Raw genomic sequence first — 25,748 nt, 5'->3', positions numbered from 1 at the left:
ACGCCATATAGGGAACCCGTCACAAACCTGTCAAGGAGCGAGATGGCCGGGACGGCGGGCGGTATGCCGCACCAGCACGTTGAGCCATCGATACGCAGCGCGCGGCCGCGTTTCGCGCGCCTCCGCAACGGTCCGGTGCGTTTCGCGACGTCCAGAGTTAACCATGCGTAAACAAAAACCCGCGAGCTGGCCTCGACAAGCGAACACAACCTTCGATCGCGAGTTATAGTGAAGGCGAAGTTAACGGCTCCGGGCAGCGGGAACGGGGTCGAGCGGCGTGGAGAGTGGCATGTCCTACGAGGAGGCGATCAGGCCGGCAGGGCTCGTCTGGGCCGGGGCGGCAGGGGATCCGGGCGCCGCCCGGGCAGCGCGGCGCCGTACGCCAGGGGCCGGGCTCGGCGCCCCCATCCGCCAGGTTCCGTTCTCGCCCGATCGCTACGACGAGCTCGACGTCGCCTTCGACGAGGGCACGCGCACCTTCTGGTGCATGATGCGGCCGGCGGGCCCGCCGAGCTACACGCCCGGCCTGCTGCGGGACCTTGCCCGCATGCAGCGCTCGGTCCGCCAGCTCGGCGCCGAACGGGCCGCGAGCGGCGCGGAGCCGCTGCGCTACTTCGTGGTCGGATCGCGCCTGCCGGGCATCTTCAACCTCGGCGGCGATCTCAACCTCTTCGCCGGCCGGATCCGGGCGCAGGACCGCACCTCGCTGTCGGCCTATGCGCGCGCCTGCATCGACGTCGTGTACGAGAACTCGGTGTCCTACGGACAGCCCCTGGTGACGATCGCGCTCGTCGCGGGCGACGCGCTCGGCGGCGGCTTCGAGGCGGCGCTGTCCTGCGACGTGATCGTGGCGGAACGCGGCGCGCGTTTCGGACTGCCGGAGATCCTCTTCAACCTCTTCCCGGGCATGGGCGCCTACAGCTTCATCTCGCGTCGGCTCGATGCGGCGCGCGCCACCAAGATGATCATGAGCGGCCGTATCTACACGGCAGACGAACTGCACGAGATGGGGCTCGTCGACCTCGTCGTCGCCGACGGGCAGGGCGAATCGGCGGTGCGGGAATACGTGGCGCGCAACCCGCGCCGCCAGAGCGCGGAACGCGCCATCCACCAGGTCCGCAAGCGGGTCAATCCGCTCCCCTACGAGGAGCTGGCGGACGTCGTCGACATCTGGGTCGATGCAGCGCTCCGGCTGACGGAGGTGGACCTGCGCAAGATGGAGCGCCTGGCCGGGGCGCAGGACAAGAGGCGGGCGCTCGACGCCGAACGGAAGGCGGCTGGATAGAGGCGGCCGGATCGGAGGCGCGGCTCAGCCGGGCTTGCGGACACGCATGTCGGGCACGGCGCCCTCGATGCTCGTGCGCACGCGCTCGAATTCGGCGCGCAGCTTCTCGACGCAGGCCGGGCCTTCGCGCGTGAGCCGGTCATACGGCATGTCGCGCCAGGACAGGCAGAGCTCGTAGATCGCCTGCGCGCCAATATTGGCGGCACCGCTTCGCAAGGCATGCGCGAGATCGCGGAAGGCGGGGACGTCGGCCACCCGGGCGGCATGCTCCAGATCGGCGATGACGCGCGCGGCGTCGTCGACGAATTCCCGCACGACTTCGGCCACGAAATCCTTGCCGCCGAGCGCCTCGAGATCCGCCAGGGCGACGTGGTCCAGCGCCGGTTGGCTGCTCGGCCTGAAGCGCGGATGCTTCGCGATCGCGGTCACGACCTTGTCGTCGCCGGGCAGTTCGGGCGCCGCGCCGGCCTCGTCCGGAACGGTCGCCTCGAGGAGGGCGAGCAGAGCGCGCGGGTCGATCGGCTTGCTCGCGCAGGCGTCCATCCCCGCTTCTAGGCAACGCTCGCGCGCCTCCGGCGTGGCATCGGCTGTGAGCGCGATCACCGGCACCCGGCGCCGCCCGATCGAGGCGAAGCGATAGAGCTTGGTCGCCTCGATCCCGTCCAGCACCGGCATGTTGACGTCCATCAGCACGACGTCGAAGACGTGGTCCGCCAGCAGGTCGAGCGCCTCTTCACCGTTCTCCGCGATGGTAGACGTGTGGCCGGCGCGCTCCAGGATCTTCGAGAGCACCTTCTGGTTCGTCCGGTTGTCCTCCGCAATCAGGATGTGGAGGGGCCGGCGCGGCTGGCCGTCGAGAGCCGAAGCGTGGCCCGCCTCCCGTCCGGCCTGCGTCCCGAGGGCAATCCGGAGGGCTGCGGCAAGGCCGACCGCGAGGTCGTCCTCGTCGAGCGTCGTCACGAACTGGCGGCGGATCGGGAGATCCGGCAGCCCGGGCGCAGCCGCTCCGGCCGACAGGATGGTGCGGGCACGCCCGCCGGCATGCGCCTCGATGATCGCGGCGAGCGCCGCCGCGTCGTCGGCGAGCCCGCTCGGGTCGAGCAGGACGGCGATCCTGCCCGGCCCGGTGTCGGCCAGGCGTACCGCCGCGGCGATCGCCTCGTCCGCCGAATGCGCGACCGCAGGCCGGATGCCGAGTCCGCCCAGGGATGCGGCGAGCGCATCGGCCCGCGCCGGATCGGCGGCAACCACGAGCACGGCGGTGGCGGCCGGGAGCGGAGCGACCGCCTCAGCCGCCCGCCCCACCGCCGCCGTGAACCAGAACGTGCTGCCATCGCCCGGTTGGCTGTCGACGCCGATCTCGCCGCCCATCAGGGCGACGAGCTGCTTGGCGATGGCGAGGCCGAGCCCGGTGCCGCCGTAGCGGTTGATGATCGTCTCGTCCGCCTGGCTGAAGGACTCGAAGATCCGCTTGGTCGCGTCCGGCGCGATGCCGATGCCGGTGTCGCTGACCTCGAAGCGCAGCTGCGTCAGGTCCCCGGCCGACGGCACGGCATCGACGGCGAGGACGACGCCGCCCGATTCGGTGAACTTCACGGCATTCCCGGCGAGGTTGAGCAGGATCTCCTTGAGATGCCGCACGTCGCCGCGCACCACCTGCGGTGCCCGCGGCGAGATGTGGACGGCGAGATGCAGATCCTTCGCTGCCGCCTGCGCCGCAACCATCGCCCGGACGTCATCGAGCGCCCCGTAGAGGTCGAACTCGACGACCTCGCTCGGCATCTTGCCGGCCTCGAGCCGCGAGAAGTCGAGGAGATCGTTGATGAGGGCGAGCAGGGAGGCTCCCGAGGTGCGCACGGTGCGGGCCATGTCGGCCTGCTCCTCGTCGAGATCCGTCGCCCCGAGCAGTTCGCTCATGCCGATGATGGCATTGAGCGGCGTGCGCAGCTCATGGCTGACGCTCGCGAGGAACATGCTCTTGGCCCGGCTCGCCTGTTCGGCGGCGGCGCGCGCGCGCTCCAGCTTGCGGATCAGCGTGGCGCAGTAGAGCGGCAGGATGACGAGGCCGAAGAGGAGCCCCAGCGAAAGCCCGCCATGGCTGAACCAGTAATCCGTGGTCAGGATGACGAGGCCGAACCCGGCCAGCGCGATCGCGGCGGAGGCGAGCAGGTAGGGAATGCCGAACCGGAAGCCGTTCCCGAATATGGTCCAGAGGTAGATCGGGTAGAGCACGGCGGTGATCTCGCCGCCCGCATGCATGCCGTAGGAGAGCAACCCGAGATCGCCCAGCATGCCGAGATAGCGCCGCGGCACGCAGACGCCGGGCCTCAGCAGAAGGTGCGTGCACATCGCGAGCGAGAATCCGGCGTAGCTCGCCCCGATCACGAGCGGCTCGACCGCACCGGCCTCGCCGAAGACGATTTTGGTGGAGAGATAGGTCAGGATCAGCGTGCTGATGACGAGACGATTGATCATCATCTCGTGCTCGCTGTCCGGGCGCCCCCGCAGGCGCGCGCGCAGCCAGGACAGGGGGGACCGCATTCCGGACGATACGACGGCTCCGGCGCTCATTCTTCCCTCAGGCCGTGTGCGCCAGGCGCGACTGCGACCGGACGAGAGCGACGAACTCGTCGGCCGGGAGCGGGCGGCTGAAGAAATAGCCCTGCACCTCGTCGCAGTTCTCCGCCGCAAGGAGCTGCATCTGCTCGTAGGTTTCGACACCCTCCGCCGTGACGGCGAACCCGAGCGTCCTCGCCATGCTTATGATCGCCCGGACGATCGCCAGGTCGCGTCCGTTCTCGCTCATCGCGCGGATGAAGTACTGGTCGATCTTGAGCCGGTCGATCGGGAAGTTCTTCACGTACTTGAAGGAGGAATAGCCCGTTCCGAAATCGTCGAGGGAGAACTGCACGCCCATCTTCTGCAGGCTGCCGAGGTCGTTCACGACGGAATCGACGTTCTCCATCACGATGTTCTCTGTGAGCTCCAGCTCCAGCCGGCGCGGGTCGAGCCCGGTCTCGCGCAGGGCGGCGGCGACCTGCTCGCAGACGTTCTGGCGCCGGAACTGCAGCGGCGACATGTTCACCGCCACGCGCAGCGCCGGCAGGCCAAGCCGCCGCCAGCGCTGGGCCTCTTGGCAGGCGGCCCGCAGCACCCATTCGTTGATCGGCACGATCATGCCGTTTTCCTCGGCGCGGCCGAGGAAGCTGCCGGGCTGGACGATACCCTGACCCGGCCTGTCCCAGCGCAGGAGCGCCTCGGCGCCCACGATCTGGCCGGTCGCGACGTGGACCTGGGGCTGGTAGTAGAGGACGAACTGGTCCTGGTCGATCGCCCGCCGCAATTCGGCGTCGAGAAGAATGGCGTTGCGCGCCTCGGTCCGCATGTCCGGCGTGAAGAAGCGCTGCGACGCGCCGCCCGCCGCCTTGGCCCGGTACATCGCGAGATCGGCCGTCTTCAGGAGCTCCTCGGCGGTGTCGCCGTCATCGGGGAAGACCGTAGTGCCAATGCTGATGCTGGCGTCGAGTTCGTGGCCGTCGATCATTGCGGGCCTGGCGACGGCATCGGAGATCCGCTTCGCCATTTCCTCGATGCGCTCGCGCGCATCGGGTCCGGTCTGCAGGACCGCGAACTCGTCGCCGCCCAGGCGTGCGACCAGATCGCCCTCGCCGGCGACCCCGCTCAGCCGTTCGGCGACGATCTTCAGCAGGAGATCGCCCCGGCTGTGCCCGAGCACGTCGTTCACGCTCTTGAAGCCGTCGAGATCCAGGAGGTGGAGTGCGACCGTGCCGTCCGACGTGCGCGCATCGCGAAGCTCGCGACCGAGCCGCTCCGTCAGAAGGACCCGGTTCGGGAGATCCGTCAGCGGATCGTGATGGACGAGATGGACGAGATGGGCCTCGGCATTCTTCCGCTCCGTGATCTCGAGCGCGGTGGTGAGGACGCCCGAGACAACGTCACTGGCGTCCCGCAACGGCGATTTTGTCGTCAGGAAATGCCGGCGATTGCCGTCGCGGTCGATCACCTCCTCCTCGAAGCTCGGCAGCGCCCGCCCGGTCTTGAAGACCTGGGCGTCGAGCTTGCGATGGCACTGCAGGCGCTGAATACGGTTGGGAGAGGCGGCTTCGGCGACGCTCCCGGCTTCCGGGGCACTGCCCTGAACCGCAACGTGCCAGGCATTCTCGAAGATGCAGCGGCCGTCGCGGTCCACCGCACTGATCATCGCGGGAACCGTGTCGATCACCTGGGCGAGCCGCTCGCTGCTGTTGCGCAGTTCCTCGGCGCGCGACTTCTCGCTGTCGATGAGGGCACGTTCCAGGTTCGAGGCCCGATCGGCCAGGAGCAGTTGCTGCTTCCTGAGCTTCAGCAGATTGCGGGCGCGCGTGACGAACTCGTTGTGGTCGACGGGGCTCTGCAGGAAGTCCGTCGCGCCGGCCTCCAGCGCCTGGTGCCGGAAGCTGCGCTCCTCGTAGACGGTGAGCACGATGACCGGCACGTCGGCGCATTGCGGCATGTCGCGGAACCGGCGCGTGAACTCGGCCCCGTCGATGTTCGGCATCTTGTAGTCGGTGATGACGAGGTCCGGGACGTTGCCCGCCATCCACGCCAGCGCAACCAGCGGGTCTTCGAAGCTTTCGACGGAGACGTTCGGCTCGATGGTCGAGGCGAGCCTGCTGAAGATCTGCCGGTTGGTGGCCCGATCGTCGAGGATGACAATGAGCGCCATCTACCCGCTTGCCTCCCTTAGGCACGCATCGTTCGGATGCAGCCGAAAGCCACAGAGCCCGGATGAAGCCTGCTGCAACTCCTCCCGGAGATGGGGCCGAAACCGTGAAAATTGCCTTGCGCGCGGGACGCCCGACAAAGGAAATGGAGCATCATGGTGGAGAAGGCGTAACATCCCGCCGTGAAGGAAGGCTTAACTCCCGGTTGCGGGGCACCTTCGGGGTCGGGAGGCCCGCCGGTGGCCCTGGGCCATGCGGCGACGGCTTCAGCCGACCAGCTCGAACCTGTCGACGTCGAACAGGCCGAGGTCGGTCACCTTGAGATGCGGAATTACGGGGAGCGGCAGGAAGGCGACCTGAAGGAAGGGCTCGGGGAGCGTGCAGCCGAGGTTCCGGGCCGCGCGCCTGAGATCAAGGAGGGCATCGTGGACGGCCTCGAAGGGCGCCGGGCTCATCAGGCCGGCGATCGGCAGCGCGAGTTCCGCGGTGACCGAGCCCGCCTCCACCACCACGAAGCCCCCCTTCAACGTGCGGATCCGGTTCACGGCCGCCGCCATGTCGGAATCGTCCACCCCGACCACCGTGATGTTGTGGCTGTCGTGGCCGACGGAGGAGGCGATCGCTCCGAGCTTCAGGCCGAAACCGTGGACGAAGCCGCGCCCGATGTTGCGGTTGAGGCCGTGGCGCGCCACCACCGCCACCTTGACGGCGTCTTGGGCGGGATCGGCCAGGGCCGCGCCGTCGCGCTCCGGCAGGCGCATCTCGAGCCGCTCGGTGATGATGCGGCCGGGCACCACCCCGATGACGGGTGTCGCGCCCGACCGCGCCGGGATGCGGAAGTCGGCAGCGGCGACCTCGGCCGCCTTCATGCTGTCGAGGCCGACGGGTGCCACCGGGCTTCGGCTCTCGAACAGGGCGTCCGCGACGATCCGCCCGCCGGCGATCACGCCGTGCACACGGCAGCCATCAAGGTCTTCGACCAGCACGAGGTCGGCCCGCCATCCGGGCGCAATCCGGCCGCGGTCCCGCAGGCCGAAGGCCATGGCGGCCGACCACGAGGCGGCGCGGTAGACGAGATGCCGCGGCCGCCCGAGCCGGATCAGCTCGCGGATCATGTAGTCGAGGTGGCCCTGCTCCGCGATGTCGAGCGGGTTCCGGTCGTCCGTGCAGAGCGTCATCACGGAAGCGGTGTCGGCATCGAGCACCTCCGCAAGGGCATGGAGATCCTTCGACACCGATCCCTCCCGAATGAGGATCGTCATGCCCTTGGCGAGCTTTTCACGGGCTTCTGCCGCGCTCGTCGCCTCGTGCTCGGTGCGGATGCCGGCGGCGAGATAGGCGTTGAGCGCGGTGCCGCCGAGGAGCGGCGCGTGGCCGTCGATGTGGCCGCCGCCGAAGGCCGAGAGCTTCGCGATCGCGCCCGGATCGCAGTGGATCACGCCGGGGAAGTTCATGAACTCCGCCAGCCCGATCACCTTCGGATGGCCGCGCAGGTCGACGAGATCGTCCGCCGCCAGTTCGGCGCCCGAGGTTTCGAACCGGGTCGCCGGGACGCAGGAGGAGAGCTGGACCCGCAGGTCCATCACCATGCGTTCGGCGCAATCCAGGAAATACCGGATCCCTGCGGAGCCGAGGACATTCGCGATCTCGTGCGGGTCGCAGATGGCCGTGGTGACGCCGTGCGGCAGCACGCAGCGTTCGAACTCGAAGGGCGTGACCAGCGAGGATTCGACGTGGAGGTGCGTGTCGATGAAGCCCGGGACGCAGAAGAGCCCGCCCCCGTCCAGCGTCTCCCGGCCCTCATAGGTTGCGTGGGTGCCGACGATGCGGTCGCCGACGATCGCGACGTCCATCGCCTCGATCGCGCCCGTGATCACGTCGAGGACGCGGACGCCCTTCAGGACCAGGTCGGCGGGCTCGCGCGCGGCGCCAGCGGAAATGGCGCGTACGAGGAATTCCGGGTCGTTCATCGCGCGTGCCCCATGTGCCGGACCTGTGCCTCGTCCGAATATGGCCAGAGCCGGCCGGGCACAGGCAAGGGTTGATCCGCATCAAGGCCCCTGCTTTGTTCGGCTTGTACCCGGACGGCCTTGGACATGCGGAGCGCCACATTGCCGGAGCCGGTCTTCACCATCGAGAAGGTGACCAAGGTCTACCGGACGGGAGACGTCGTCGTGGAGGCGCTGCGGGGTGTCGACGCCGTGCTCTACGAAGGCGAGATGGCGGTGCTGCTCGGCCCGTCGGGAAGCGGGAAATCGACGCTCCTCAACATCATCGGCGGCCTCGATTCCGCGAGCTCCGGGTCGGTCCGGTTCCGCCACGAGGAGCTGACGCGCTTTTCCGAGCGGCAGCTGACGGCCTACCGGCGCGATCACGTCGGCTTCGTCTTCCAGTTCTACAACCTCGTCCCGAGCCTCACTGCCAAGGAGAATGTCGCCCTCGTCACCGAGGTGGCCCGCGACCCGATGAAGCCGGAGGAGGCCCTCGAGATCGTCGGGCTCGGGGACAGGGTCGGGCATTTCCCCGCGCAGCTCTCCGGCGGCGAGCAGCAGCGGGTCGCGATCGCGCGCGCCATCGCAAAGCGGCCCGATGTGCTCCTCTGCGACGAGCCGACCGGGGCGCTCGATTCGCGTACCGGGGTGCGCGTGCTGGAAGCGCTCTCCACCGTCAACGAATCGTTCGGGACCAGCACGGCGATCATCACCCACAATGCCGAGATCCGCCGCATCGCGCACCGCGTGTTCACCTTCTCGGACGGGCGCATCGTCGAGATGCACGAGAACCCCGAGCGGGCCCGTCCCGCCGACGTGGCGTGGTGACGATGAAGGCGCTCGACCTCAAGCTTCTGCGCGATCTGAAGCGCCTGTGGGCGCAGGCGCTCGCGGTCGCCCTCGTGCTCGCCTGCGGGGTGGCGACGCTCATCCTGGCGGTCGGGGCCTACCGCTCGCTGGAGGAGACCCGTACCGCCTATTACGAGCGCTACCGCTTCGGCGACGTCTTCGCGTCCGCCACGCGCGCCCCGAGATCGACCGCGGAGGCGCTCCGGGCCATCCCCGACGTCGCCGCAGTGGAAACGAGGGTGAGGCGGGCGGTGCTCCTCGACGTGCCCGGCATGCGCGAGCCGGCGACGGGTTTCGCGATCTCGCTGCCCGAGGGCCGCGAGCCGGCCGTCAACGCGCTCTTCCTCAGGAGCGGCCGGCTGCCGGAAGAGGGGCGCGGCGTCGAGGCGGTGGTCAACGAGAACTTCGCCGATTCGCACGGCTTCGTCCCAGGTTCCACCTTCCAGGCCATCCTCAACGGCTCGAAGGCGACGATCACCGTGGTCGGAATCGCGCTGTCGCCGGAATTCGTCTATGCGCTCGGGCCCGGGGACATGATGCCGGACGACCGACGCTTCGGCGTGCTCTGGATGGCGGAGCCGGTGCTCGCGCCGCTCTTCGATCTCGACGGCGCCTTCAACGACGTCAGCCTGCGCCTCCTGCGCGGCGCGCGCGAGGCGGCGGTGATCGATGCCGTGGACGACCTTCTCGCGCCCTATGGCGGGACCGGCGCCTACGCCCGAAAGGACCAGTTGTCGAACGCCTTCCTGGACGGCGAGCTGACGCAGCTCTCCGGCATGGCGAAGATCATCCCGCCCGTGTTCCTGCTCGTATCCGCGTTCCTCATCAACATGATCCTGTCCCGGCTCGTCGCGCTGGAGCGCGAGCAGATCGGACTGCTGAAGGCGCTCGGCTACGGCAGTTTCGCCGTGGCGTGGCACTATCTGAAGCTTGTCATCCTGATCGCGGTCGGAGGCGTCGCGATCGGCTTCGTCGCCGGCACCTGGCTCGGTCGCGGCCTGACCGAACTCTACTCGCAATTCTACAGCTTTCCCTTCCTGCTCTTCCGCTGGGACGCCGACATCTACCTGATCGCGGCGGGGACCTCGATCGCGGCGGCCGTGGCGGGGGCCGCACGGGCCGTGTACTCCACGCTTGCGCTCGCGCCGGCGGTCGCGATGAATGCGCCGGCGCCGCCCGTCTACAGGCAGTTCCTTGGCGGCGCGCTGTCACGAATCCGGCTATTTTCCGAGCTCACCGTGATGGGGCTGCGCCACATGATGCGCTGGCCCGTGCGGGCGCTGATGAGCATGCTGGGGACTTCGCTCGCCGTCGCCCTGCTCGTTGTCGCGCTGTTCAGCTTCGATTCCGTCGAGTTCATGCTCGACGTCATGTTCTTCCAGTCGGAGCGCCAGGACGCTGCGCTGTACTTCTCGTCCGATCGGCCGCCGGGGGTCCTGCCCGCCGTCATGGGACTGCCCGGGGTGCTGCGCGCCGAGCCCTTCCGTCAAGTTGCGGTGATCGTGCGGAACGGACACCGCGAGCGGCGCCTCGGCATTACGGGCAAGCCTCCCGGGGCGGATCTGAGCCGCGTGCTCGATTTCGATCTTCTCCCCGTCACGCTGCCGGAGACGGGGCTGGCGCTCAGCGAGCGCGTCGCAAGCCTGCTCGACGTGCAGCGGGGCGACCTCGTGGAGGTCGAGCTGCTGGAGGCGAGCCGCCGGACGGTGACGGTGCCCGTCACCGAGATCATCCAGAGCTATATCGGCCTCATGGTGTACATGGACCTTGATGCGCTCGACCGGCTCGCCGGCATCGGGCCGCGCATTTCGGGCGTGCACCTCTCCGTGGACGAGAACGCGATCGGCGCGCTCTACGACGCGGTCAAGACGACGCCGGCCGTGAGCGCGGTGGCGCTCCTCTCGATGTCCCGCCAGCGCTTCGAGGAGACCATGCAGGAGAACATGACGATCATGACGACGGTCTATGTCGCCCTCGCCGTCATCATCGCCTTCGGCGTGGTGTACAATTCCGCACGTATCCAGCTTTCCGAGCGCGCCCGGGAACTCGCCACGCTGCGTGTCCTCGGCTTCACGCGCGCCGAGGTGTCGCGCGTGCTCCTGACCGAGCTCGCCATGGTGGTCGCCCTCGCGCAGCCGCTCGGCTGGGGGATAGGCTACCTGTTCTCCGTCGCCGTGATCGAGGGGCTGGCGAGCGACCTCTTCCGGGTTCCCCTCGTCGTGGAGCCCGGGACGATGGTGACGGCGAGCCTTGTCGTCGTCGGCGCCGCGCTGCTTTCGGCGCTCATCGTCCGCCGCCGGATCGACCGGTTCGATCTCGTCGAAGTGTTGAAGACGCGGGATTGAGATGATGGTCTGGCTGCGGCGCGCCGTCCTTCTGCTGGTCATCGCGACGATCGTGGGCGGGGCGATCTATGCACTCATGCCCGCGCCCGTGCCGGTCGACACGGCGAGGATCGAGGAGGGGCGGATCGAGGTGAGCGTGGACGAGGAGGGCGTCGCGCGCATCCGCGACGTCTACGTCGTCTCGGCGCCGCTCTCGGGATATCTCGACCGATTTCCCCTCAAGGTCGGCGATACGGTAAAGCGCGACGTGACGGTGGTCGCCGAACTCAGGCCGATGCAGCCCGCCTTCCTCGACCTCCGCTCGCGCCGGGAACTGGAGGCCGCCGTGAACGCTGCGCGCGCCGCGGTGGAGCTGGCGCAGGCGGAGATTGCGCGGGCCGAGGCGGAGGCGCGGCTCATGGAGTCCGACCTCGCCCGCACCGAGCGCCTGGCGCGGACGGGGACGAGTTCGGCCCGCGCCCTCGAGAAGGCGGTGATGGATTCGGAGGCCGCCCGGGCGCAGGTGCGGCAGGCGGAAGCCAATCTCGAGCTCCGCCGCAGCGAGCTCGCGAGCGCCGAGGCCCGCCTGATCCAGCCCGACCAGTCCGGCAACGCGGGCGCCGGATCGTGCTGCGTGCTGATCCGCGCGCCGGTCGACGGGGTGGTGCTGAAGGTGGCGGCGGAGAGCGCGCAGGTGGTCGCGGCGGGGACGCCGATCGCGGAGGTCGGCGACCCGCAGGATCTTGAAATCGTTGTCGACCTCCTGTCCAGCGACGCGGTGCGCGTGCGGCCGGGCGCGGAGGCGCGGGTGGAGAGCTGGGGCGGGGGGACCGTGCTCGGCGCGCGCGTCCGCCGGGTCGATCCGGCCGCCTTCACCAAGGTCTCCGCGCTCGGCATCGAGGAGCAGCGGGTGAACACGGTGCTCGATCTCGTCGGCCCGGCGGCCGAGCGCCGGCGGCTCGGCCACGCGTTCCGGGTCTATGTGCGCATCGTGCTGTGGCGCGGCGACGTGCTCCGCGTGCCGCTCGCCGCACTCTTCCGGCAGGGGACAGACTGGGCGGTTTTCCGCGTCGTCAATGGCAAGGCGGCGCTGACGCGGGTGACGATCGGCCACCGCGACGCGCGCCACGCCGAAGTCACCGGCGGACTCGCCGTCGACGATGTAATCGTCCTGCATCCGAGCGACCGCATCGAGGACGGGATCGGCCTGGAGGAGCGGACGGCCGCCGGCGGGACCTAGCCGCTTCGCTCACGGGACGAGCACGGCGGCGCCGGTGAGCGCGCCCGCGCGCAGGCGGCCGAGCGCGCGGCTGGCATCCTCGAGCGGCAGCACCTCGACATGGGTGCGGACCGGCACCTCCGGCGCGAGGGCGAGGAACGAGTCGGCGTCGGCGCGGGTGAGGTTCGCGACCGAGCGCACCACGCGCTCGCCCCAGAGGATCGCATAGGGGAAGCCCGGCACGTCGCTCATGTGGATGCCGGCGCAGACGACCGTGCCGCCCTTGCGCACCGCCCGGAGCGCCGCCGGCACGAGCGCCCCGACCGGGGCGAAGATCACCGCCGCGTCGAGTTCGGCCGGCGCGGGCGCGTCCGAATCCCCCGCCCAGGCCGCCCCGAGCGCGAGCGCGAAGTCCCGCGCCGCCTGGTCGCCCGGCCGGACGAAGGCGTAGACCTCCTGGCCGAGATGGCGCGCCATTTGCGCCATGATGTGGGCGGCGGCGCCGAAGCCGTAGATGCCGATCCGCTCCGCCTCCCCCGCCATGAGGTGGGCGCGGTGGCCGATCAGGCCGGCGCAGAGGAGCGGGGCCGCCTCGACGTCGGCATAGGCGGCAGGCAGCCGGAACGCGAAGCGGGCGTCGGCGATCGTGTACTCCGCATAGCCGCCGTCCAGGGTGTAGCCGGTGAAGCGGGCCGCGTCGCAGAGGTTCTCCTGGCCGGACAGGCAGTAGCGGCAGGCGCCGCAGGTCCAGCCGAGCCAGGGCACGCCGACCCGCTCGCCGGGCGTGAATCCGGAAACGCCCGGGCCGAGCGCGGCGACCGTGCCGACGATCTCGTGCCCGGGCACGAGCGGCAGCTTCGGGCCGGGCAACTCGCCGTCGACGACGTGGAGATCGGTGCGGCAGACGCCGCAGGCCGCGACCCGAACCAGGATCTGGCCCGGCCCGGGCTCCGGCACGGGCAGATCCCGCAAGACCAACGGCGCTCCGGGCGCCTCCAGCACCATGGCTCTCATGGGGCGGAGGGTAGCATGGAGTTCTGCGGGCGGTGGACCTTGGCGGCGTTCATGCACTTCCTCACCCGGTCAGATGCAACAAGACCATCAGACCGCGCTGAGACACTCCACGGCGCATGCCGATCATTCGACGCCGGGCGGCGGAGAATGAAGCGCCGATGCGCCAGCCTACTTCAGGCTGCGACGCGCCCAGGTCTCGTCGATGAACACCAGCCGCTCGGGATCGAGATCGATCTGGCCGTCGAACCATTCCTGCCGGTGTCTCAGGACGTCCGGCCGGCTGTTCCGGATATGGAAGTGCCCCGTGTCGTCGATTCGAGCGTCAGGTCGCACGGTATTGATCTTCAAGGCATGAACCGAGCTGCGCTAGTACGCATTCGACAGGAACGTCCCGGATACGGGGCCGGAGAGGATCGATCCATGACCGTCGTGCTTGCCACCGTGTGCAAAGATGGGGTCGTGGTCGGCTCCGACTCGCAGATCACGGACAAGGGGCGCGGCATGTCATATCCCGCCGAGAAGCTGCACCCCTTGGGCGCGTCGGCCGCCTGGGGCGGCAGTGGTGCGCGGTCGGTGCTCTTCGACGTCGAACGGTGTTTCAGCGAGAACAGCGCGGCCATTCTGGAGGCACCCGACATCGGACGCGCGTTGCAGGAACAGGTCCTCCCAATCCTGCATCATCACTACGACACGTTCATCCCTGACGTACCGGGCGCCGAAGGCGGCGGGACGCCTTCGGCCTACGTGATGGCTGCAGGATGGCGAGACGGCGCGCCGTGGATCATAGAGATAACGCCGTCTGGCATGATCGGGCACTACGCCGATATCGGGTTCCATGCGATCGGCAGCGGCGCGGCCATGGCTCAGCAGGCCGGCTCGCTTCTGTCCCACTTTCACTTGACCACAAGGTCCCTGCGCTTCGGTTGCGCGGTCGTCCTGCGGGTCTTGCAAACGCTTGACCTCACCTCTCCGAGCGTCGGTCGACCATTCAGCCTGTGTCGTATCGACAAGGATGGGGCGCACCACCTCAGCGAGAAAGACATTGAGCAGGTGAGCAAGGACGTGCGTCGATGGGAGGCGGCCGAACAGGCCGCAATTGCTGACATATTCGAATGAAGAGATCTGCGAGCGCTAGAGCGGAATCCTACCAGTCTGGATCGTAACCGCAGGCACTGAAGTCGTTGGCGCACTCGGCTGGGGAGAAGCCGTCGGCGATGCGTCCGATGGCGGCAGAGGGCCCCGACGGTGCGCTCTGCCGCTCGTCGAGCGCGAAGGCGGCCACGCCGGGGCCGGGCGCCCCGACCGTGCCGACGATCTCGTGGCCGGGCACGAGCGGCAGCTTGGGGTCGGCGAGCTCGCCGTCGACGACGTGAAGGTCCGGAGAGCCGCCCCGCATGTTGTCTGCCAAGGCAAAGCGATGGCCTTTCATCTCACATCCCAAATCGATGAGAATAATTACCCTTATGCAGTATCTTGGCACTATCTCGACATCTGAGATTATCTTATGCTCCCATTTTCAAAGACCTTAGAGGCCAACGACGCCAGGGCGTTGGTGGTCGTTGCTTTGGTTACAAACTGTCTGTGCCGAGACACCGGCCTTGGAGACTCCGACGAGCTCGGAATACGCGTAAGTATAACAGGTTCATAATTATTTTATTCGAAACACCTTGCACTATCGAGGACAGGAGTCATGCCTAGGAACTCAAAGAGGCAGGTGTTGCTAGTAATCCTTGCAACCTCGGTCGCTGCATGTGTCCCGCGCGCCCCGGAAGCAACCGTCGTCGGTACATCCGACCAAGCTGCAGCGGTCGTGGACGCGGCACCGGGCGCGGCCTTGCCCGCCAGCGCTGCACGGCCAGCCACCCCTGGAACGACCGGAGAAGGATCACGTGCAGAGGCTGCCCCTGGCACCTGTGCCGGATCGCCTGTGCGCCTCGTTTACGGATCCAATGTCGCTGGCCAGGACGCATTTCGGCTGAGTGACGGCAGTCTGGCCACTTGGGCGCGGATGGCCGTCAACGTCGATGGAATGGCACGGGCCTACCATCGCGACGACGTCGCTGGAGGCGGTCTCATTGCCCTGTGCAACGGTGGAAGGCCGTATCCGGCGGGTCAGGCCGATTACAATGCCTCTGCAAGCAATGAGGCTTGCGGCCGGTTCCGGAGTGACTACGCCAGAATTCGGGCAGCTGGCTGGAAGGACCCCTCCATCGGCGCCATCCATTGGTTCGGCGTCCTCGGCACCGGAGGGGCGACGATCCCCGGCCCGCGGGGTCCAAGGCAGGTCAGCCAGGTCCAGCCGGTCGAGCAGTCCGACGGGTCCGGTTACTATGTCTCACCAACGGCCCTGCAGGACGCCCAGAACCATCCTCGCAAGGAAGATCAGCGACGGTACGTCGACGCGGAGCGCGTGCCGGCCGCGGTCATCCGGGACACCCAGCAGATGCGTCAGCTTGGCATCACTATGGGCACCTATGGCGTCGCAATACACCGCACCACGCGCCGCGCTGTCCCATTCATCGTCGGCGATGCCGGCCCTCGCATCGGCGAGGGAAGTTTCGCGCTTGGACGAGCGGTGAAAGGGTTGCCCGAAGCCACCGCGACCCGCGCGAACATCTATTCAGGCCACGTCGAAGGGCAGGATGTCTTGTGGATCTTCTTCGGGGGTGAGCGGACATTGCCACCGTACACGCCAGAACGCGTGAAAGCCCATGCCGCTGCCGCATTTGACGCATGGGGAGGTGCGGCACGTCTTGATTCCTGCATCAATGAACCAAGCATCCCGAGAGCGAACCGCTGAGCGGTGGTAGCTGGAGCATTCGGTTGGAGCCGCCAAGGTTCGGGCCGCGTCGGGCCAGACAGCCACGCAAGCGGTTGCTTCCCCTCCCCCCTCCCCTCAGCAGCGGATTGACACCTCCCGGACCGGCAGACGATCATGCCGGGGCGGTCGGCAGGTGCGGCGTCCATGTGCAAGATCTTCTCTGGCCAGCCCTATGAGGATTTCCGCAAGCGCACGCGCTCGGTCAGGATCGGCGGCGTGGTCCGCTCCATCCAGCTCGAGAACAAGTTCTGGTCGGTGCTCGAGGACCTGTCCCGCTCGCAGGGCATGACGCTCGCCGCATTCCTGACCGCGCTCCACGACGAGGCCTGCCAGGTGCAGGGCGACCCGGAGAACTTCGCCTCGCTGCTGCGCTGCTCCTGCCTCGTCTACGTGACCATGGGACAGGAGAAGACGGAGGCAGCGTAGCGGCGCCGCGGGGAGCCGCCGCGCAAGGAGCGGCACGTCACAACATGCTGTTACCCGCTCCTCCGGCTTTGTTCCTATCATGCCCGGCGGCATCGGACAGCGGACGGCGCCGCGCCGGTCTTTAGCCTGGGAGGACCTCATGCGCACAAGCAACCTGTTGGTGACCGGCACGGCGATCGCGGCCCTCCTCGCCCCCTTCGCGGCGCATGCGCAGCAGCCGGCCGCGGGCGGCGCGGAACCCCCCGCCGCCACGCAAGGGGCGCCGGCAGGCGGCGCCGGTGTGCAAGGGGCGCAGGGCGCGCCGATCACCCAGGACGCGACCGGCCAGACCGGCGCCGACCAGGGCACGCTCCACCCCGAGGCCCAGCTCGAGGTCGCCGAGGAGCACACGACGGTCACGCTCGACGCGCCCGACCCGCACCGGCTCTACGTGCTCGACCCGGTCTTCCCGCACCTCATCGCCAGCAAGGTCTGGGTCTACGACGGCGACGACGGCAAGCTGCTCGGCATGATGAACACCGGCTACGTGCCGAACATGGCGCTTTCGCCGGACCACGGCTCGCTCTACGTCGCCGAGACCTTCTGGTCGCGCGGGGCGCGCGGGGAGCGCGCCGACGTCGTCACCACCTACGACCCGCGGACGCTCTCGCCGACCGGCGAGGTGATCCTGCCGCGCGGGCGCTTCCTCGTCGTCACCAAGCGCCACGGCGCCGACGTCTCGCCCGACGGCCGCTACTTCTATTCCTTCAACATGGCGCCGCTCACCGCGATCTCGGTGGTCGACCTGCAGGAGAACGCCTACAAGGGCGAGATCGAGATCCCGGGCTGCGCGCTGGTCTTCCCGACCGGCGAGCGCGCCTTCGCCTCGCTGTGCGCCGACGGCTCGCTGCTCACCGCCACCTTCGACGAGAGCCTCACGGCCGACATCAAGCGCAGCGACCCCTTCTTCGATGCCGAGAACGACCCGGTCTTCGAGCATGTCGGCTTCGACCGCGAGAACAAGGTGCTGCACATGGTGTCCTATTCGGGGCGCCACTATTCGGCGGATCTTTCGGGCGACGAGCCGGTCTTCTCGGAACCCTGGGACTTCGTGAGCGCGGAGGAGCGGACCGAGGGCTGGCGGCCGGGCGGCTGGCAGCTGATGTCCTTCCACGCCGCGACCGGCAAGCTCTACGTCATCATGCACGAGGGCGAGGACTGGACGCACAAGGCGGCGGGCGAGCAGGTCTGGGAGCTCGACGTGGCGGCCAAGGAGGTGTCGCGCAAGATCGAGCTCGAGGAGGAGGCGATGAGCATCGCCGTCTCGCGCGACGACCAGCCGATCCTCGCCGCGCTCTCGGAAGCGGCCTCCGTCGTCGTCTACGACCTCGCCAGCGGCGAGGCGCGCTCGCACATCGAGGAGATCGGCGATTCGCCCTTCATCCTGATGCTGGAAGGCAACTGAGATGGTCGACCCGCTCCTCCAGCTCGTCGCGGCGCTGCTGCTCGCGCTCGTCTTCGCGGCGGGCGCGTGGAGCAAGCTCGCCGCGCGCGAGGAATTCGAGGGCGTGGTCGGCAACTACCGGATCCTGCCGGAGGCCCTAGTGCGGCCCTTCGCGCTGGCGCTGCCGCCCGCGGAGGCGCTGGTGGCGCTCCTCCTCGTCGTTCCGGCGACCCGGCCGACGGGCGCGCTCGGCGCAATCGCGCTGCTCGTAACCTTCGTGGTCGCGATCGGCGTCAACATCCGCCGAGGCCGGACGGAGATCGATTGCGGCTGCTTCCGCTCCGCGCACCGGCAGGTGCTGTCCTGGTGGCTGGTCGGGCGGAACGCCGTCCTGGCGCTCTTCGCGATCGCGCTCCTCGCCCCGCCGACCGGCCGGGCGCTCGGGCTCGTCGATCTCGCGCAGGTCCCGTTCGCGGTCGGCGCGCTCTTCCTGGTGTATCTGGCGATCGGCGGCGCGTTCCTGCCGCGGCCGCCGACCTTCGACGAGAACTATGCCCGCAGCCTTGCCGGCGAACGGCGCTGAGGAGAGAACGGAATGGTGGAGGCCCTCGTCGTTTCCCAGATCCTGCTCTGGCTGACGATCGTCGGGATGGGCGTCGTGATCTTCGCGCTCGTCCGGCAGGTCGGCATCCTGCATGAGCGGATCTCGCCGATGGGCGCGCTCGTGACCGACAAGGGGCCGGAGGTCGGCGACCTCGCGCCGAGCCTGACCGTCAACGACATCGCCGGGCGGGCGGTGCAGATCGGCCGGCCGGCCGCGCACGCCAAGGGCCGGCTGCTGCTCTTCGTCTCGCCGAGCTGCCCGATCTGCAAGAAGCTGCTGCCGATCGCGAAGTCCTTCTCGCGCGGCGAGCGGCTCGAAGTGGTGCTGGTCGGCGACGGCGACCTGGAGGAGCAGCGCCGCATGATCCGCGAGCACGGGCTGGAAGGCGAGACCTACGTGAACGCGCCGCAGGTCGGCATGGCGTTCCAGGTCGGCAAGCTGCCCTACGCGATCCTGATCGACGCCGACGGCGTGATCCGCGCCAAGGGCCTGGTCAACAGCCGGGAGCACCTGGAGAGCCTCGCGATCGCGCAGGAGACCGGCTACGGCTCCATCCAGGATTATCTCAGGGCGCGCGGTTTCGTGCGTGACGACGCGGCCGAACCCGCCCCGCTCAGCGCCGCGTGAAGGTCGAGGGAGAACGATGATGATCGGCAAGGGCATCGACAGAATCGGCGAACGGCTGAGCCGCAGGGCCGCTTCCTCCCTGTCGCGGCGGAGCTTCCTCGCCAAGGTCGGCTCGTCGCTGGTGGCGACGGCGCTGGTCCCGGCGCTGCCGATGAGCCGCAAGGCGCACGCGCAGGGCGTGACGCCCACCACGCCGGGCGAGATCTTCGCGCGCGAGGCGCAGACCGACGACCCGACGGCCTGCAATTACTGGCGCTATTGCGCGAGCGACGGCTATCTCTGCTCCTGCTGCGGCGGCGGGCCGGCGACCTGCCCGCCGGGGTCCACGCCCTCGCCGACCTCCTGGGTCGGCAGCTGCATCAACCCCGACGACAACAAGACCTACCTGATCGCCTATCGCGACTGCTGCGGCAAGGATTCCTGCGCCAAGTGCGCCTGCCTCGGCCTGGAGGGCGAGATGCCGGTCTACCGGCCGCAGCTCAACAACGACATCATCTGGTGCTTCGGCGCCTCCAGCATGGTCTATCACTGCTCGAGCGCGGCGATCATCGGACCGGCATGAGCCGGCGCGCGCGGGGCCTGGCGGGGCTCGCCCTCCTCCTCGGCTGCGGCGCCGCCTTCGCCGCCGCGGCGGCGGAGGGCATGCCCGTGCCGGACCGGCTGGCGCGCGAGCAGGGCCTGCTCGTGCGGCCGGTGACCGGCGCCGCGGAGGACTTCTCGCGCCACTGTCAGGGCTGCCACGGCCATCACGGGGTCTCGGTCGACGAGGTGCCGAGCCTGAAGGACCGCATCGGCCGTTTCGTCCACGTGCCGGAGGGGCGCGCCTATCTCGCGCGCGTACCGGGCGTCGCCTTCGCCCATCTCTCTGACGAGCGGCTCGCCGGCGTGCTGAACTGGGCGCTGCGCACCTACAGCGCGTCCGAACTGCCGGCCGGCTTCGTGCCCTACGGCGCCCAAGAGGTCGGAAGCCTCCGCCGCGACCCGGTCAACGATGTCGGCAGGGAACGGGCGGCGGTGGTCGACGCGCTGGTCGCGGCCGGCATCGTCGCGGATCGCGCCGCGCTCGCCTTCGGCACCGACCGCAGGTACTGATGCCCCGCCCGATCGAGATGAGCCGGCGCACGGTGCTGGCCGGCGCCCTACTCGCCGGATTCCCCGGGGGCGCCCGCGCGCGCGCGGCACAGGCGCAGCCCGCGTCGGGCCTGGACCTCCCCGACATCCCCGATCTGCCGCTCGAGCGGCGCGACGGCGTGGCGAGCGGGCGGCTGCCGGTCGAGCGGGTCGAGACGGAGATGGCCGGGCTGCCGGTCACGATCCTCGGCTATGGCGGCCGCTTTCCCGGCCCGCTCATCCGGCTCCGCCACGACGAGACGCTCGCGATCGCCTTCGAGAACCGGCTCGCCGAGCCGACCAACCTCCACACGCACGGCCTCGCGGTCAGCCCGCGCGGGGACGCCGACAACCCGTTCCGCCACGTCGCCCCGGGCGCGACCGCCGCCTACCGCATCCCGCTCAAGGGCGACCCGCTCAATGGCGGCCTCTTCTGGTACCATCCGCACCTGCACGGCCTGCAGGCGAGCCAGCAGTTCAGCGGGCTCGCCGGGCCGATCGTCGTTGACGGGCCGAACGATCCGGGGCCCCTGCTCGGCCCGCACGACGAGCGCGTGATCGTGCTGAAGGACTTCCGGTTCGCGGGGCGCGAGGTCGCGCTCCACCGGCCGCTCGACTGGCTGATGGGGCTCGAAGGCGACCTGCCGCTCGTGAACGGCGCGCTGCGTCCGGTGCTGCGGGCCCGCGAGCGCCGGCTGCGGCTCCGCCTCGTCAATGCCAGCAACGCCCGCTTCTGGCGGATCGCGGCCGAGGACGGGCGCGCGCTCACGATCATCGCCGAGGACGGCCACACGCTCGAGGCGCCGCAGCCGGCGCGCGCGGTGACGCTCGCCCCCGCCGAACGGCTCGACGTCGTGCTCGACCTCGACGGCGGGGAAGCGCTCACGCTCCTCGACGTGCCGGTGCCGAGGCGGGGCGGGCGCCCACGCGCCACCGCCCCGCTCATGCGGGTGGTGCCGCCCGGCGGCGGCCGCGCGAAGCCCGACCCGCTGCCGGCGCGCCTGACGAGCCGGCCGGCCTTCGACCGAAGCGACATCGCAGAGCGCCGCCGCGTCGACCTCTCCTTCTTCTACATCAACGGCCGGCCGATGCACGGCCACCACGACGCGCCGATGTTCCGCCCGCGCTTCGGCACGCGCGAGATCTGGGAGATCCGCAACGTCGACACGATGGACCACCCGTTCCACCTGCACACCTGGCCGTTCCGGCTTCTCGCGCGCAACGGCGCGGCCGTCGCCGGCGAGCCGTGGCGCGACACGATCAGCCTCGGCCCCGGGGAGACGGCGGAGATCGGCATCGACTTCTCCGGCGAGTGGGGCCGCTCCGTCTTCCATTGCCATATCGTCGAACACGCGGCCAAAGGCATGATGGCCGTCCTGGAGGTGACCCGATGAGACGTTCAACCCTCTTCGCCGGCGCGCTCGCCTGCGCGGCGCTCGCCGCCGGCCCGGCCAACGCGGCCGGCGACGCCGCCCGCGGCGAGAAGCTCGCCGCGCCCTGCGTGACCTGCCACGGCAGCAACGGCATCGCGACCATGCCGAACTTCCCGAACCTCGCCGGCCAGAACGCGCAGTACATCGTGCTCGCCATCAAGGCCTACCAGGAGGGCAAGCGGACCGGCGGCAACGCCGCCCTGATGATCCCGATGGCGAAGCTCCTGAGCGACCAGGACGCGCAGGACGTCGCCGCCTATTTCAGCGCGATGGGCAAGAAATAAGGAGCACTCCGATGGCCGAGCCGATCCCGGGCGTGTGCGAGGTGCCGGACGCCGCGACGCACGATTACGTCCTCACCCACACCATGATCCGCATCAAGGACCGGGAGAAGTCGCTCGACTTCTACACCCGGATCCTCGGCATGCGGCTCGCCAGGACGATCGATTTCCCGGAGTGGAAGTTCTCGCTCTTTTTCCTGCAGGCGCGCGGCAACGGCGAGCCGGCGGCGGACACCGCGCAGACCTTCGCGCGACCCGGGCTCCTCGAACTCACCTACAATTGGGGCAGCGAGGACGATACGGCCTTCCGCCCGCATTCGGGCAACGAGGAGCCGAAGGGCTACGGCCATATCTGCATCGCGGTGCCGGACATCGAGGCCGCGTGCCGGCGCTTCGACGAACTTGGCGTGACCTTCCAGAAACGGCTCGGCGCGGGCGGCATGAAGGAGATCGCCTTCATCAAGGATCCCGACGGCTACTGGATCGAGATCGTGCAGCCGGACCTGATGGACGGCGTGATCGCGAAGGCGACCGGCGGCTGAGCGTCAGCCGAAGCGCGGCGCGCGCAGGCGCGCCGGACGCCTGAGCCCGCCTGGGGCGGCGGCCGCGACGCCGGCGGCGGGCAGTGTCTCGAGCCCGAGGCGCGGAATGGCGAAGACACGCCGGCCGGCGGGGTCGGCATGGCCGACGAGATCGCCGCGCTCGTCGAGATGGGCGAGCACGCGGCGGAGGCGCCCGGCCGACTGCGTGCCGTAGGCCTCGCCGAGCGCGTCGTCGGACGGCGCGGGCTGCCTCTCGATCGCGATCCGCGCGACGAAGAGAAAGAGGCCCTGCAGGTCCTCCGGCAGGCCGGCGGCCATGTCGAGCGCCGCCTGCCATTCGGGCGTCTCGCGCGTCTCGGGCGAAGGCCGGGCGCGCGCGACCGCCATCAGGCGGCGGAACTCCGTCATGCCCGGCACGGCGCGCGCGACGCCACGCATCCGGCAGCGGCCCGCGAAGTCCTGGTGGAGCACCGGGAGCGCGCGCGCAGCCGAACCGGCCTCCGACGCCATCTCCTCCAGGATCTCGGCGACGATCGCGTGCTGCGCGGCCGGGTCGATCTCCAATTCCGGCTCCGCCTGTGCCGGCGGCCGGTGGGCGGCGAGCTGGACCAGCACGTCTGCCGTGGAGGCGCGCGGCCGCTGCGGAATCGGGTTGCGCTCGACCTCCGGCTCCCCCTCCCCCGCCACGAAGATGAGCTGGCCCGCATCCTCCGGCGGCTGCTCGGGCAACGGCACGAGGACCGGGCTGCCCGAGCGGCCCGACGTCTCCACCCCGCCGATCCGGATCGGGATGGGCTTGCGCGACAGCGCGGGGCCGAGGCCGATGAACTGGCCGCGCTCCAGGTCGCGGAACATCTCCGTCTGGCGCCGCTCCATGCCGAGGAGATCCGCGGCGCGCGCCATGTCGATGTCGAGGAAGGTGCGGCCCATCAGGAAGTTCGACGCCTCGGCCGCGACGTTCTTGGCGAGCTTGGCGAGGCGCTGGGTGGCGATGATGCCGGCGAGGCCGCGCTTGCGGCCGCGGCACATCAGGTTGGTCATCGCGGCGAGCGAGAGGCGCCGCGCCTCGTCGGTGCCCTCGCCGGCGAGCGCCGGGGCGAAGAGCTGCGCCTCGTCGACCACCACCAGCATCGGGAACCAGTGGTCCCGCTCAGCCTCGAAGAGCCCGGTCAGGAACGCCGCCGCCGCGCGGAGCTGGCCTTCGACATCGAGCTCGTCGAGCGCGAGCACGACGGAGACACGGTGCTGCCGGGTGCGGCGCGCGATCCGCTGCAGCTCGTCCTGAACGGACGCGGCATCGATGACGACATGACCGAAGCGCTCGGCGAGCGTGACGAAGTCGCCCTCGGGATCGATCACGACCTGCTGGACGTGGGGGGCGCTCTGCTCGAGCAGGCGGCGCAGGAGGTGCGACTTGCCCGAGCCCGAATTGCCCTGGACCAGCAGGCGGGTCGCGAGCAGCTCTTCCAGATCGAGCAGCGCGGGCTTCCCCGCGCTCACGCCCATGTCGACGGCAGTCTTCATCCCACGCGCACCGGATTCCGGCTTCCGCCTTAGCACGCGCGCTCGAGGACATCCGCGCGCGGGCTCGCGCGTCCACAGCTAATCCCCGTCCGCGCCGGCCAATCGCCGTCCGCGCCCTGCGGCCGGCCGCGCGTCAATGCTCGTGGCGCAGGTAGACGAACCAGTAGACGGCGCCGACCAGCACGCCGCCGCCGATCACGTTCCCGATCGTGACCGGCACCAGGCTCCACAGGAACGCGGCCCAGGTGAGCGGGGCCAGATCGGCCGGCAGGAAGCCCGCATCGGCGAGAACCCCTTCCGGCCCGAACCCCGCGATCATCATGCCGAGCGGGATGATGTACATGTTCGCCACCGAGTGCTCGAACCCCGCAGCGACGAAGGCGGAGACCGGGAACAGGATCGCGAGCACCTTGTCGGCGGCGCTGCGGGCGCCGAGCGACATCCAGACCGCGAGGCAGACCAGCACATTGCAGAGAATGCCGAGGAAGAGCGCGCGGCCGAACGGCAGGCCGACCTTCGCGACCGCGAGGCCGAGGGCGCTCTCTGCGACCGCACCGCCTCCTGCGAGGTACTGGCCTGACAGGAAGACGAGGAGCGCCGTCCCGATGGCGCCGACGAAATTGCCGGCGAGCACGATGCCCCAGGCGCGCAGCATCTCCGCAAGCGTGATGCGCCGCGCCGCGAGCGCCATCACCATGAGCGTGTTGCCGGTGAAGAGCTCGGCGCCGCCGAGCACGACGAGGATCAGGCCGAGCGCGAAGACGAGGCCGCCGAGCAGGCGGCTGATGCCGAACGGCATGCCTTCCGCGCCGGCCATGACGGTCGTTGCGAACATTGCGCCGAGCGCGATGAAGGCGCCGGCGAGAACGGCCAGCACGAACAATCGGACCGGATCGAGCCGCGCCTTCTGGGCTCCGACCGCCTCGGCCTTGCGCGCGATCTCGGCCGGCAGCAGCGCGTCGACGGCGTGATCGCTCCAGCCCGGCGGCTCCGGGCTGCCGGCACGCGCTCCGGGCGGGCTCTCTTCGTCGGGCAGCCTCATCCGCCGGCCCGGTACTCCGCGTCGGTGACGTGCCCCTCCCACTCCACGGCGACGCCGTCCAGGCCTTCCTGCATGGCCAGGTGGCTCATCGTGGTGGTCGGCCCGGCGCCGTGCCAGTGGCGCTCCCCGGGCGCGATCCAGACGACGTCGCCGGCCCGGATCTCGCGGATCGGGCCGCCCTCGACCTGCACGCGGCCGCAGCCGGAGACGACGTAGAGGGTCTGGCCGAGCGGATGCGTGTGCCACGCCGTCCGGGCGCCGGGATCGAAGCTGACGAGGTTCGCCTTGAGGCGTGCGGGCGCATCGGCGTCGATGATCGGGTCCTGCCAGACCGTTCCGGTGAAATAGTCGCTCGGGCCGCGCCGCGACGGCACCGACCCGCAAGGCCTGATCTCCATGGCCTGCCCTCCTCGGCTAGAGCGCACGACCATAGCTGCATTCTCGGCGCGGGCGAAAGATCGAGAGTTCCTGCTCCTTCGCAATCCCGCTCATCGCGTGGGGAACCAAAC

Annotated in this window: 22 protein-coding genes and 2 pseudogenes; 15 read left to right on the top strand and 9 right to left on the bottom strand. The window is 69.6% G+C overall.

The genetic code is table 11. The features are described from left to right. Window positions 1–289: 289 nt before the first annotated feature. On the top strand, window positions 290–1,285 hold the full coding sequence (locus tag ACUN0C_RS13280) for a crotonase/enoyl-CoA hydratase family protein (RefSeq protein WP_445466857.1): 996 nt from the start codon (window positions 290–292) through the stop codon (window positions 1,283–1,285). Between the two features lie 24 nt (window positions 1,286–1,309). Here ACUN0C_RS13280 and ACUN0C_RS13275 read toward each other — a convergent pair whose 3' ends face one another. The 3 genes from ACUN0C_RS13275 to ade form a co-directional block, all read right to left on the bottom strand. Continuing rightward, window positions 1,310–3,856 carry an ATP-binding protein gene (locus ACUN0C_RS13275; RefSeq protein ID WP_445466856.1) on the bottom strand — a complete coding sequence of 849 codons (2,547 nt, stop codon included), beginning with the start codon at window positions 3,854–3,856 and terminating at the stop codon, window positions 1,310–1,312. Window positions 3,857–3,863: 7 nt separating this feature from the next. Continuing rightward, complete coding sequence (locus ACUN0C_RS13270) at window positions 3,864–6,011, bottom strand: two-component system response regulator (RefSeq protein ID WP_445466855.1); 2,148 nt, start codon at window positions 6,009–6,011, stop codon at window positions 3,864–3,866. Window positions 6,012–6,275: 264 nt separating this feature from the next. Next, window positions 6,276–7,979 carry an adenine deaminase gene (ade, locus tag ACUN0C_RS13265; RefSeq protein WP_445466854.1) on the bottom strand — a complete coding sequence of 568 codons (1,704 nt, stop codon included), beginning with the start codon at window positions 7,977–7,979 and terminating at the stop codon, window positions 6,276–6,278. Window positions 7,980–8,105: 126 nt separating this feature from the next. Between ade and ACUN0C_RS13260 the strand changes: the two genes are divergently transcribed. The 3 genes from ACUN0C_RS13260 to ACUN0C_RS13250 are packed head-to-tail and all read left to right on the top strand — an operon-like array spanning window position 8,106 to window position 12,413. Beyond that, a complete protein-coding gene (locus ACUN0C_RS13260; protein WP_445466853.1) occupies window positions 8,106–8,828 on the top strand; it encodes an ABC transporter ATP-binding protein in 723 nt (240 codons plus the stop codon). 2 nt (window positions 8,829–8,830) lie between these two features. Beyond that, the gene (locus ACUN0C_RS13255) at window positions 8,831–11,194 is read left to right on the top strand and encodes an ABC transporter permease (RefSeq protein WP_445466861.1); all 2,364 of its coding nucleotides are present in this window, start codon (window positions 8,831–8,833) and stop codon (window positions 11,192–11,194) included. Window positions 11,195–11,198: 4 nt separating this feature from the next. Further along, window positions 11,199–12,413: an efflux RND transporter periplasmic adaptor subunit gene (locus ACUN0C_RS13250; RefSeq protein WP_445466852.1), complete on the top strand. Its 1,215-nt coding sequence runs from the start codon at window positions 11,199–11,201 to the stop codon at window positions 12,411–12,413. A gap of 9 nt (window positions 12,414–12,422) precedes the next feature. Here the strand turns inward: ACUN0C_RS13250 and ACUN0C_RS13245 are convergent, their stop codons facing one another. After that, window positions 12,423–13,406: a zinc-dependent alcohol dehydrogenase family protein gene (locus ACUN0C_RS13245; RefSeq protein WP_445466851.1), complete on the bottom strand. Its 984-nt coding sequence runs from the start codon at window positions 13,404–13,406 to the stop codon at window positions 12,423–12,425. A 174-nt stretch (window positions 13,407–13,580) separates the two neighbouring features. Beyond that, window positions 13,581–13,688 (bottom strand): annotated as a pseudogene (locus ACUN0C_RS13240) (IS630 family transposase); the annotation flags it as partial. Window positions 13,689–13,826: 138 nt separating this feature from the next. Between ACUN0C_RS13240 and ACUN0C_RS13235 the strand changes: the two are divergent. Then, window positions 13,827–14,522, top strand: coding sequence for a proteasome protein (locus tag ACUN0C_RS13235; RefSeq protein ID WP_445466850.1), 696 nt, complete (start codon window positions 13,827–13,829; stop codon window positions 14,520–14,522). Between the two features lie 127 nt (window positions 14,523–14,649). Here ACUN0C_RS13235 and ACUN0C_RS13230 read toward each other — a convergent pair. Further along, window positions 14,650–14,784: pseudogene (locus ACUN0C_RS13230) on the bottom strand (alcohol dehydrogenase catalytic domain-containing protein); the annotation flags it as partial. A gap of 630 nt (window positions 14,785–15,414) precedes the next feature. Between ACUN0C_RS13230 and ACUN0C_RS13225 the strand changes: the two are divergent. The 10 genes from ACUN0C_RS13225 to gloA all read left to right on the top strand — a co-directional run bounded on the left by ACUN0C_RS13225 (window position 15,415) and on the right by gloA (window position 22,673). Beyond that, complete coding sequence (locus ACUN0C_RS13225; RefSeq protein WP_445466849.1) at window positions 15,415–16,206, top strand: hypothetical protein; 792 nt, start codon at window positions 15,415–15,417, stop codon at window positions 16,204–16,206. 165 nt (window positions 16,207–16,371) lie between these two features. Then, complete coding sequence (locus ACUN0C_RS13220) at window positions 16,372–16,653, top strand: ribbon-helix-helix domain-containing protein (protein WP_445466848.1); 282 nt, start codon at window positions 16,372–16,374, stop codon at window positions 16,651–16,653. Between the two features lie 139 nt (window positions 16,654–16,792). Next, a complete protein-coding gene (locus tag ACUN0C_RS13215; RefSeq protein ID WP_445466847.1) occupies window positions 16,793–18,097 on the top strand; it encodes an amine dehydrogenase large subunit in 1,305 nt (434 codons plus the stop codon). 1 nt (window position 18,098) lies between these two features. Beyond that, window positions 18,099–18,659 carry a MauE/DoxX family redox-associated membrane protein gene (locus ACUN0C_RS13210; protein ID WP_445466846.1) on the top strand — a complete coding sequence of 187 codons (561 nt, stop codon included), beginning with the start codon at window positions 18,099–18,101 and terminating at the stop codon, window positions 18,657–18,659. A 12-nt stretch (window positions 18,660–18,671) separates the two neighbouring features. Next, on the top strand, window positions 18,672–19,307 hold the full coding sequence (gene mauD, locus ACUN0C_RS13205; RefSeq protein ID WP_445466845.1) for a methylamine dehydrogenase accessory protein MauD: 636 nt from the start codon (window positions 18,672–18,674) through the stop codon (window positions 19,305–19,307). A 19-nt stretch (window positions 19,308–19,326) separates the two neighbouring features. Beyond that, on the top strand, window positions 19,327–19,869 hold the full coding sequence (gene mauA / locus ACUN0C_RS13200; RefSeq protein WP_445466844.1) for a methylamine dehydrogenase (amicyanin) small subunit: 543 nt from the start codon (window positions 19,327–19,329) through the stop codon (window positions 19,867–19,869). Next, window positions 19,866–20,399 carry a hypothetical protein gene (locus tag ACUN0C_RS13195; protein WP_445466843.1) on the top strand — a complete coding sequence of 178 codons (534 nt, stop codon included), beginning with the start codon at window positions 19,866–19,868 and terminating at the stop codon, window positions 20,397–20,399. Before mauA ends, ACUN0C_RS13195 begins: the two co-directional genes overlap by 4 nt. Continuing rightward, entirely contained in the window at window positions 20,399–21,811 is a 1,413-nt protein-coding gene (locus tag ACUN0C_RS13190) for a multicopper oxidase family protein (protein WP_445466842.1), read from the top strand. Before ACUN0C_RS13195 ends, ACUN0C_RS13190 begins: the two co-directional genes overlap by 1 nt. Further along, window positions 21,808–22,134, top strand: coding sequence for a c-type cytochrome (locus tag ACUN0C_RS13185; protein WP_445466841.1), 327 nt, complete (start codon window positions 21,808–21,810; stop codon window positions 22,132–22,134). Before ACUN0C_RS13190 ends, ACUN0C_RS13185 begins: the two co-directional genes overlap by 4 nt. Window positions 22,135–22,145: 11 nt before the next feature. Next, the gene (gene gloA / locus ACUN0C_RS13180; protein WP_445466840.1) at window positions 22,146–22,673 is read left to right on the top strand and encodes a lactoylglutathione lyase; all 528 of its coding nucleotides are present in this window, start codon (window positions 22,146–22,148) and stop codon (window positions 22,671–22,673) included. Between the two features lie 3 nt (window positions 22,674–22,676). On the opposite strand, the gene ACUN0C_RS13175 is transcribed toward gloA, so the two are convergent. The 3 genes from ACUN0C_RS13175 to ACUN0C_RS13165 all read right to left on the bottom strand — a co-directional run bounded on the left by ACUN0C_RS13175 (window position 22,677) and on the right by ACUN0C_RS13165 (window position 25,637). Next, window positions 22,677–24,197, bottom strand: coding sequence for a helicase HerA domain-containing protein (locus ACUN0C_RS13175; protein ID WP_445466839.1), 1,521 nt, complete (start codon window positions 24,195–24,197; stop codon window positions 22,677–22,679). 133 nt (window positions 24,198–24,330) lie between these two features. Beyond that, window positions 24,331–25,239: a formate/nitrite transporter family protein gene (locus tag ACUN0C_RS13170; protein ID WP_445466838.1), complete on the bottom strand. Its 909-nt coding sequence runs from the start codon at window positions 25,237–25,239 to the stop codon at window positions 24,331–24,333. Then, entirely contained in the window at window positions 25,236–25,637 is a 402-nt protein-coding gene (locus ACUN0C_RS13165; RefSeq protein ID WP_445466837.1) for a (R)-mandelonitrile lyase, read from the bottom strand. Before ACUN0C_RS13165 ends, ACUN0C_RS13170 begins: the two co-directional genes overlap by 4 nt. Window positions 25,638–25,748 lie beyond the last annotated feature (111 nt).

It is taken from the genome of Faunimonas sp. B44, from assembly GCF_052655945.1.
This window is presented reverse-complemented; position numbering and strand designations above follow the sequence as displayed.

Coding starts and splice junctions, on each gene's coding strand:
- ACUN0C_RS13280 (WP_445466857.1), top strand. CDS start 290: ATGTCCTACGAGGAGGCGATCAGGCCGGCAGGGCTCGTCTGGGCCGGG.
- ACUN0C_RS13275 (WP_445466856.1), bottom strand. CDS start 3,856: ATGAGCGCCGGAGCCGTCGTATCGTCCGGAATGCGGTCCCCCCTGTCC.
- ACUN0C_RS13270 (WP_445466855.1), bottom strand. CDS start 6,011: ATGGCGCTCATTGTCATCCTCGACGATCGGGCCACCAACCGGCAGATC.
- ade (WP_445466854.1), bottom strand. CDS start 7,979: ATGAACGACCCGGAATTCCTCGTACGCGCCATTTCCGCTGGCGCCGCG.
- ACUN0C_RS13260 (WP_445466853.1), top strand. CDS start 8,106: ATGCGGAGCGCCACATTGCCGGAGCCGGTCTTCACCATCGAGAAGGTG.
- ACUN0C_RS13255 (WP_445466861.1), top strand. CDS start 8,831: ATGAAGGCGCTCGACCTCAAGCTTCTGCGCGATCTGAAGCGCCTGTGG.
- ACUN0C_RS13250 (WP_445466852.1), top strand. CDS start 11,199: ATGGTCTGGCTGCGGCGCGCCGTCCTTCTGCTGGTCATCGCGACGATC.
- ACUN0C_RS13245 (WP_445466851.1), bottom strand. CDS start 13,406: ATGAGAGCCATGGTGCTGGAGGCGCCCGGAGCGCCGTTGGTCTTGCGG.
- ACUN0C_RS13235 (WP_445466850.1), top strand. CDS start 13,827: ATGACCGTCGTGCTTGCCACCGTGTGCAAAGATGGGGTCGTGGTCGGC.
- ACUN0C_RS13225 (WP_445466849.1), top strand. CDS start 15,415: ATGGCCGTCAACGTCGATGGAATGGCACGGGCCTACCATCGCGACGAC.
- ACUN0C_RS13220 (WP_445466848.1), top strand. CDS start 16,372: ATGTGCAAGATCTTCTCTGGCCAGCCCTATGAGGATTTCCGCAAGCGC.
- ACUN0C_RS13215 (WP_445466847.1), top strand. CDS start 16,793: ATGCGCACAAGCAACCTGTTGGTGACCGGCACGGCGATCGCGGCCCTC.
- ACUN0C_RS13210 (WP_445466846.1), top strand. CDS start 18,099: ATGGTCGACCCGCTCCTCCAGCTCGTCGCGGCGCTGCTGCTCGCGCTC.
- mauD (WP_445466845.1), top strand. CDS start 18,672: ATGGTGGAGGCCCTCGTCGTTTCCCAGATCCTGCTCTGGCTGACGATC.
- mauA (WP_445466844.1), top strand. CDS start 19,327: ATGATCGGCAAGGGCATCGACAGAATCGGCGAACGGCTGAGCCGCAGG.
- ACUN0C_RS13195 (WP_445466843.1), top strand. CDS start 19,866: ATGAGCCGGCGCGCGCGGGGCCTGGCGGGGCTCGCCCTCCTCCTCGGC.
- ACUN0C_RS13190 (WP_445466842.1), top strand. CDS start 20,399: ATGCCCCGCCCGATCGAGATGAGCCGGCGCACGGTGCTGGCCGGCGCC.
- ACUN0C_RS13185 (WP_445466841.1), top strand. CDS start 21,808: ATGAGACGTTCAACCCTCTTCGCCGGCGCGCTCGCCTGCGCGGCGCTC.
- gloA (WP_445466840.1), top strand. CDS start 22,146: ATGGCCGAGCCGATCCCGGGCGTGTGCGAGGTGCCGGACGCCGCGACG.
- ACUN0C_RS13175 (WP_445466839.1), bottom strand. CDS start 24,197: ATGAAGACTGCCGTCGACATGGGCGTGAGCGCGGGGAAGCCCGCGCTG.
- ACUN0C_RS13170 (WP_445466838.1), bottom strand. CDS start 25,239: ATGAGGCTGCCCGACGAAGAGAGCCCGCCCGGAGCGCGTGCCGGCAGC.
- ACUN0C_RS13165 (WP_445466837.1), bottom strand. CDS start 25,637: ATGGAGATCAGGCCTTGCGGGTCGGTGCCGTCGCGGCGCGGCCCGAGC.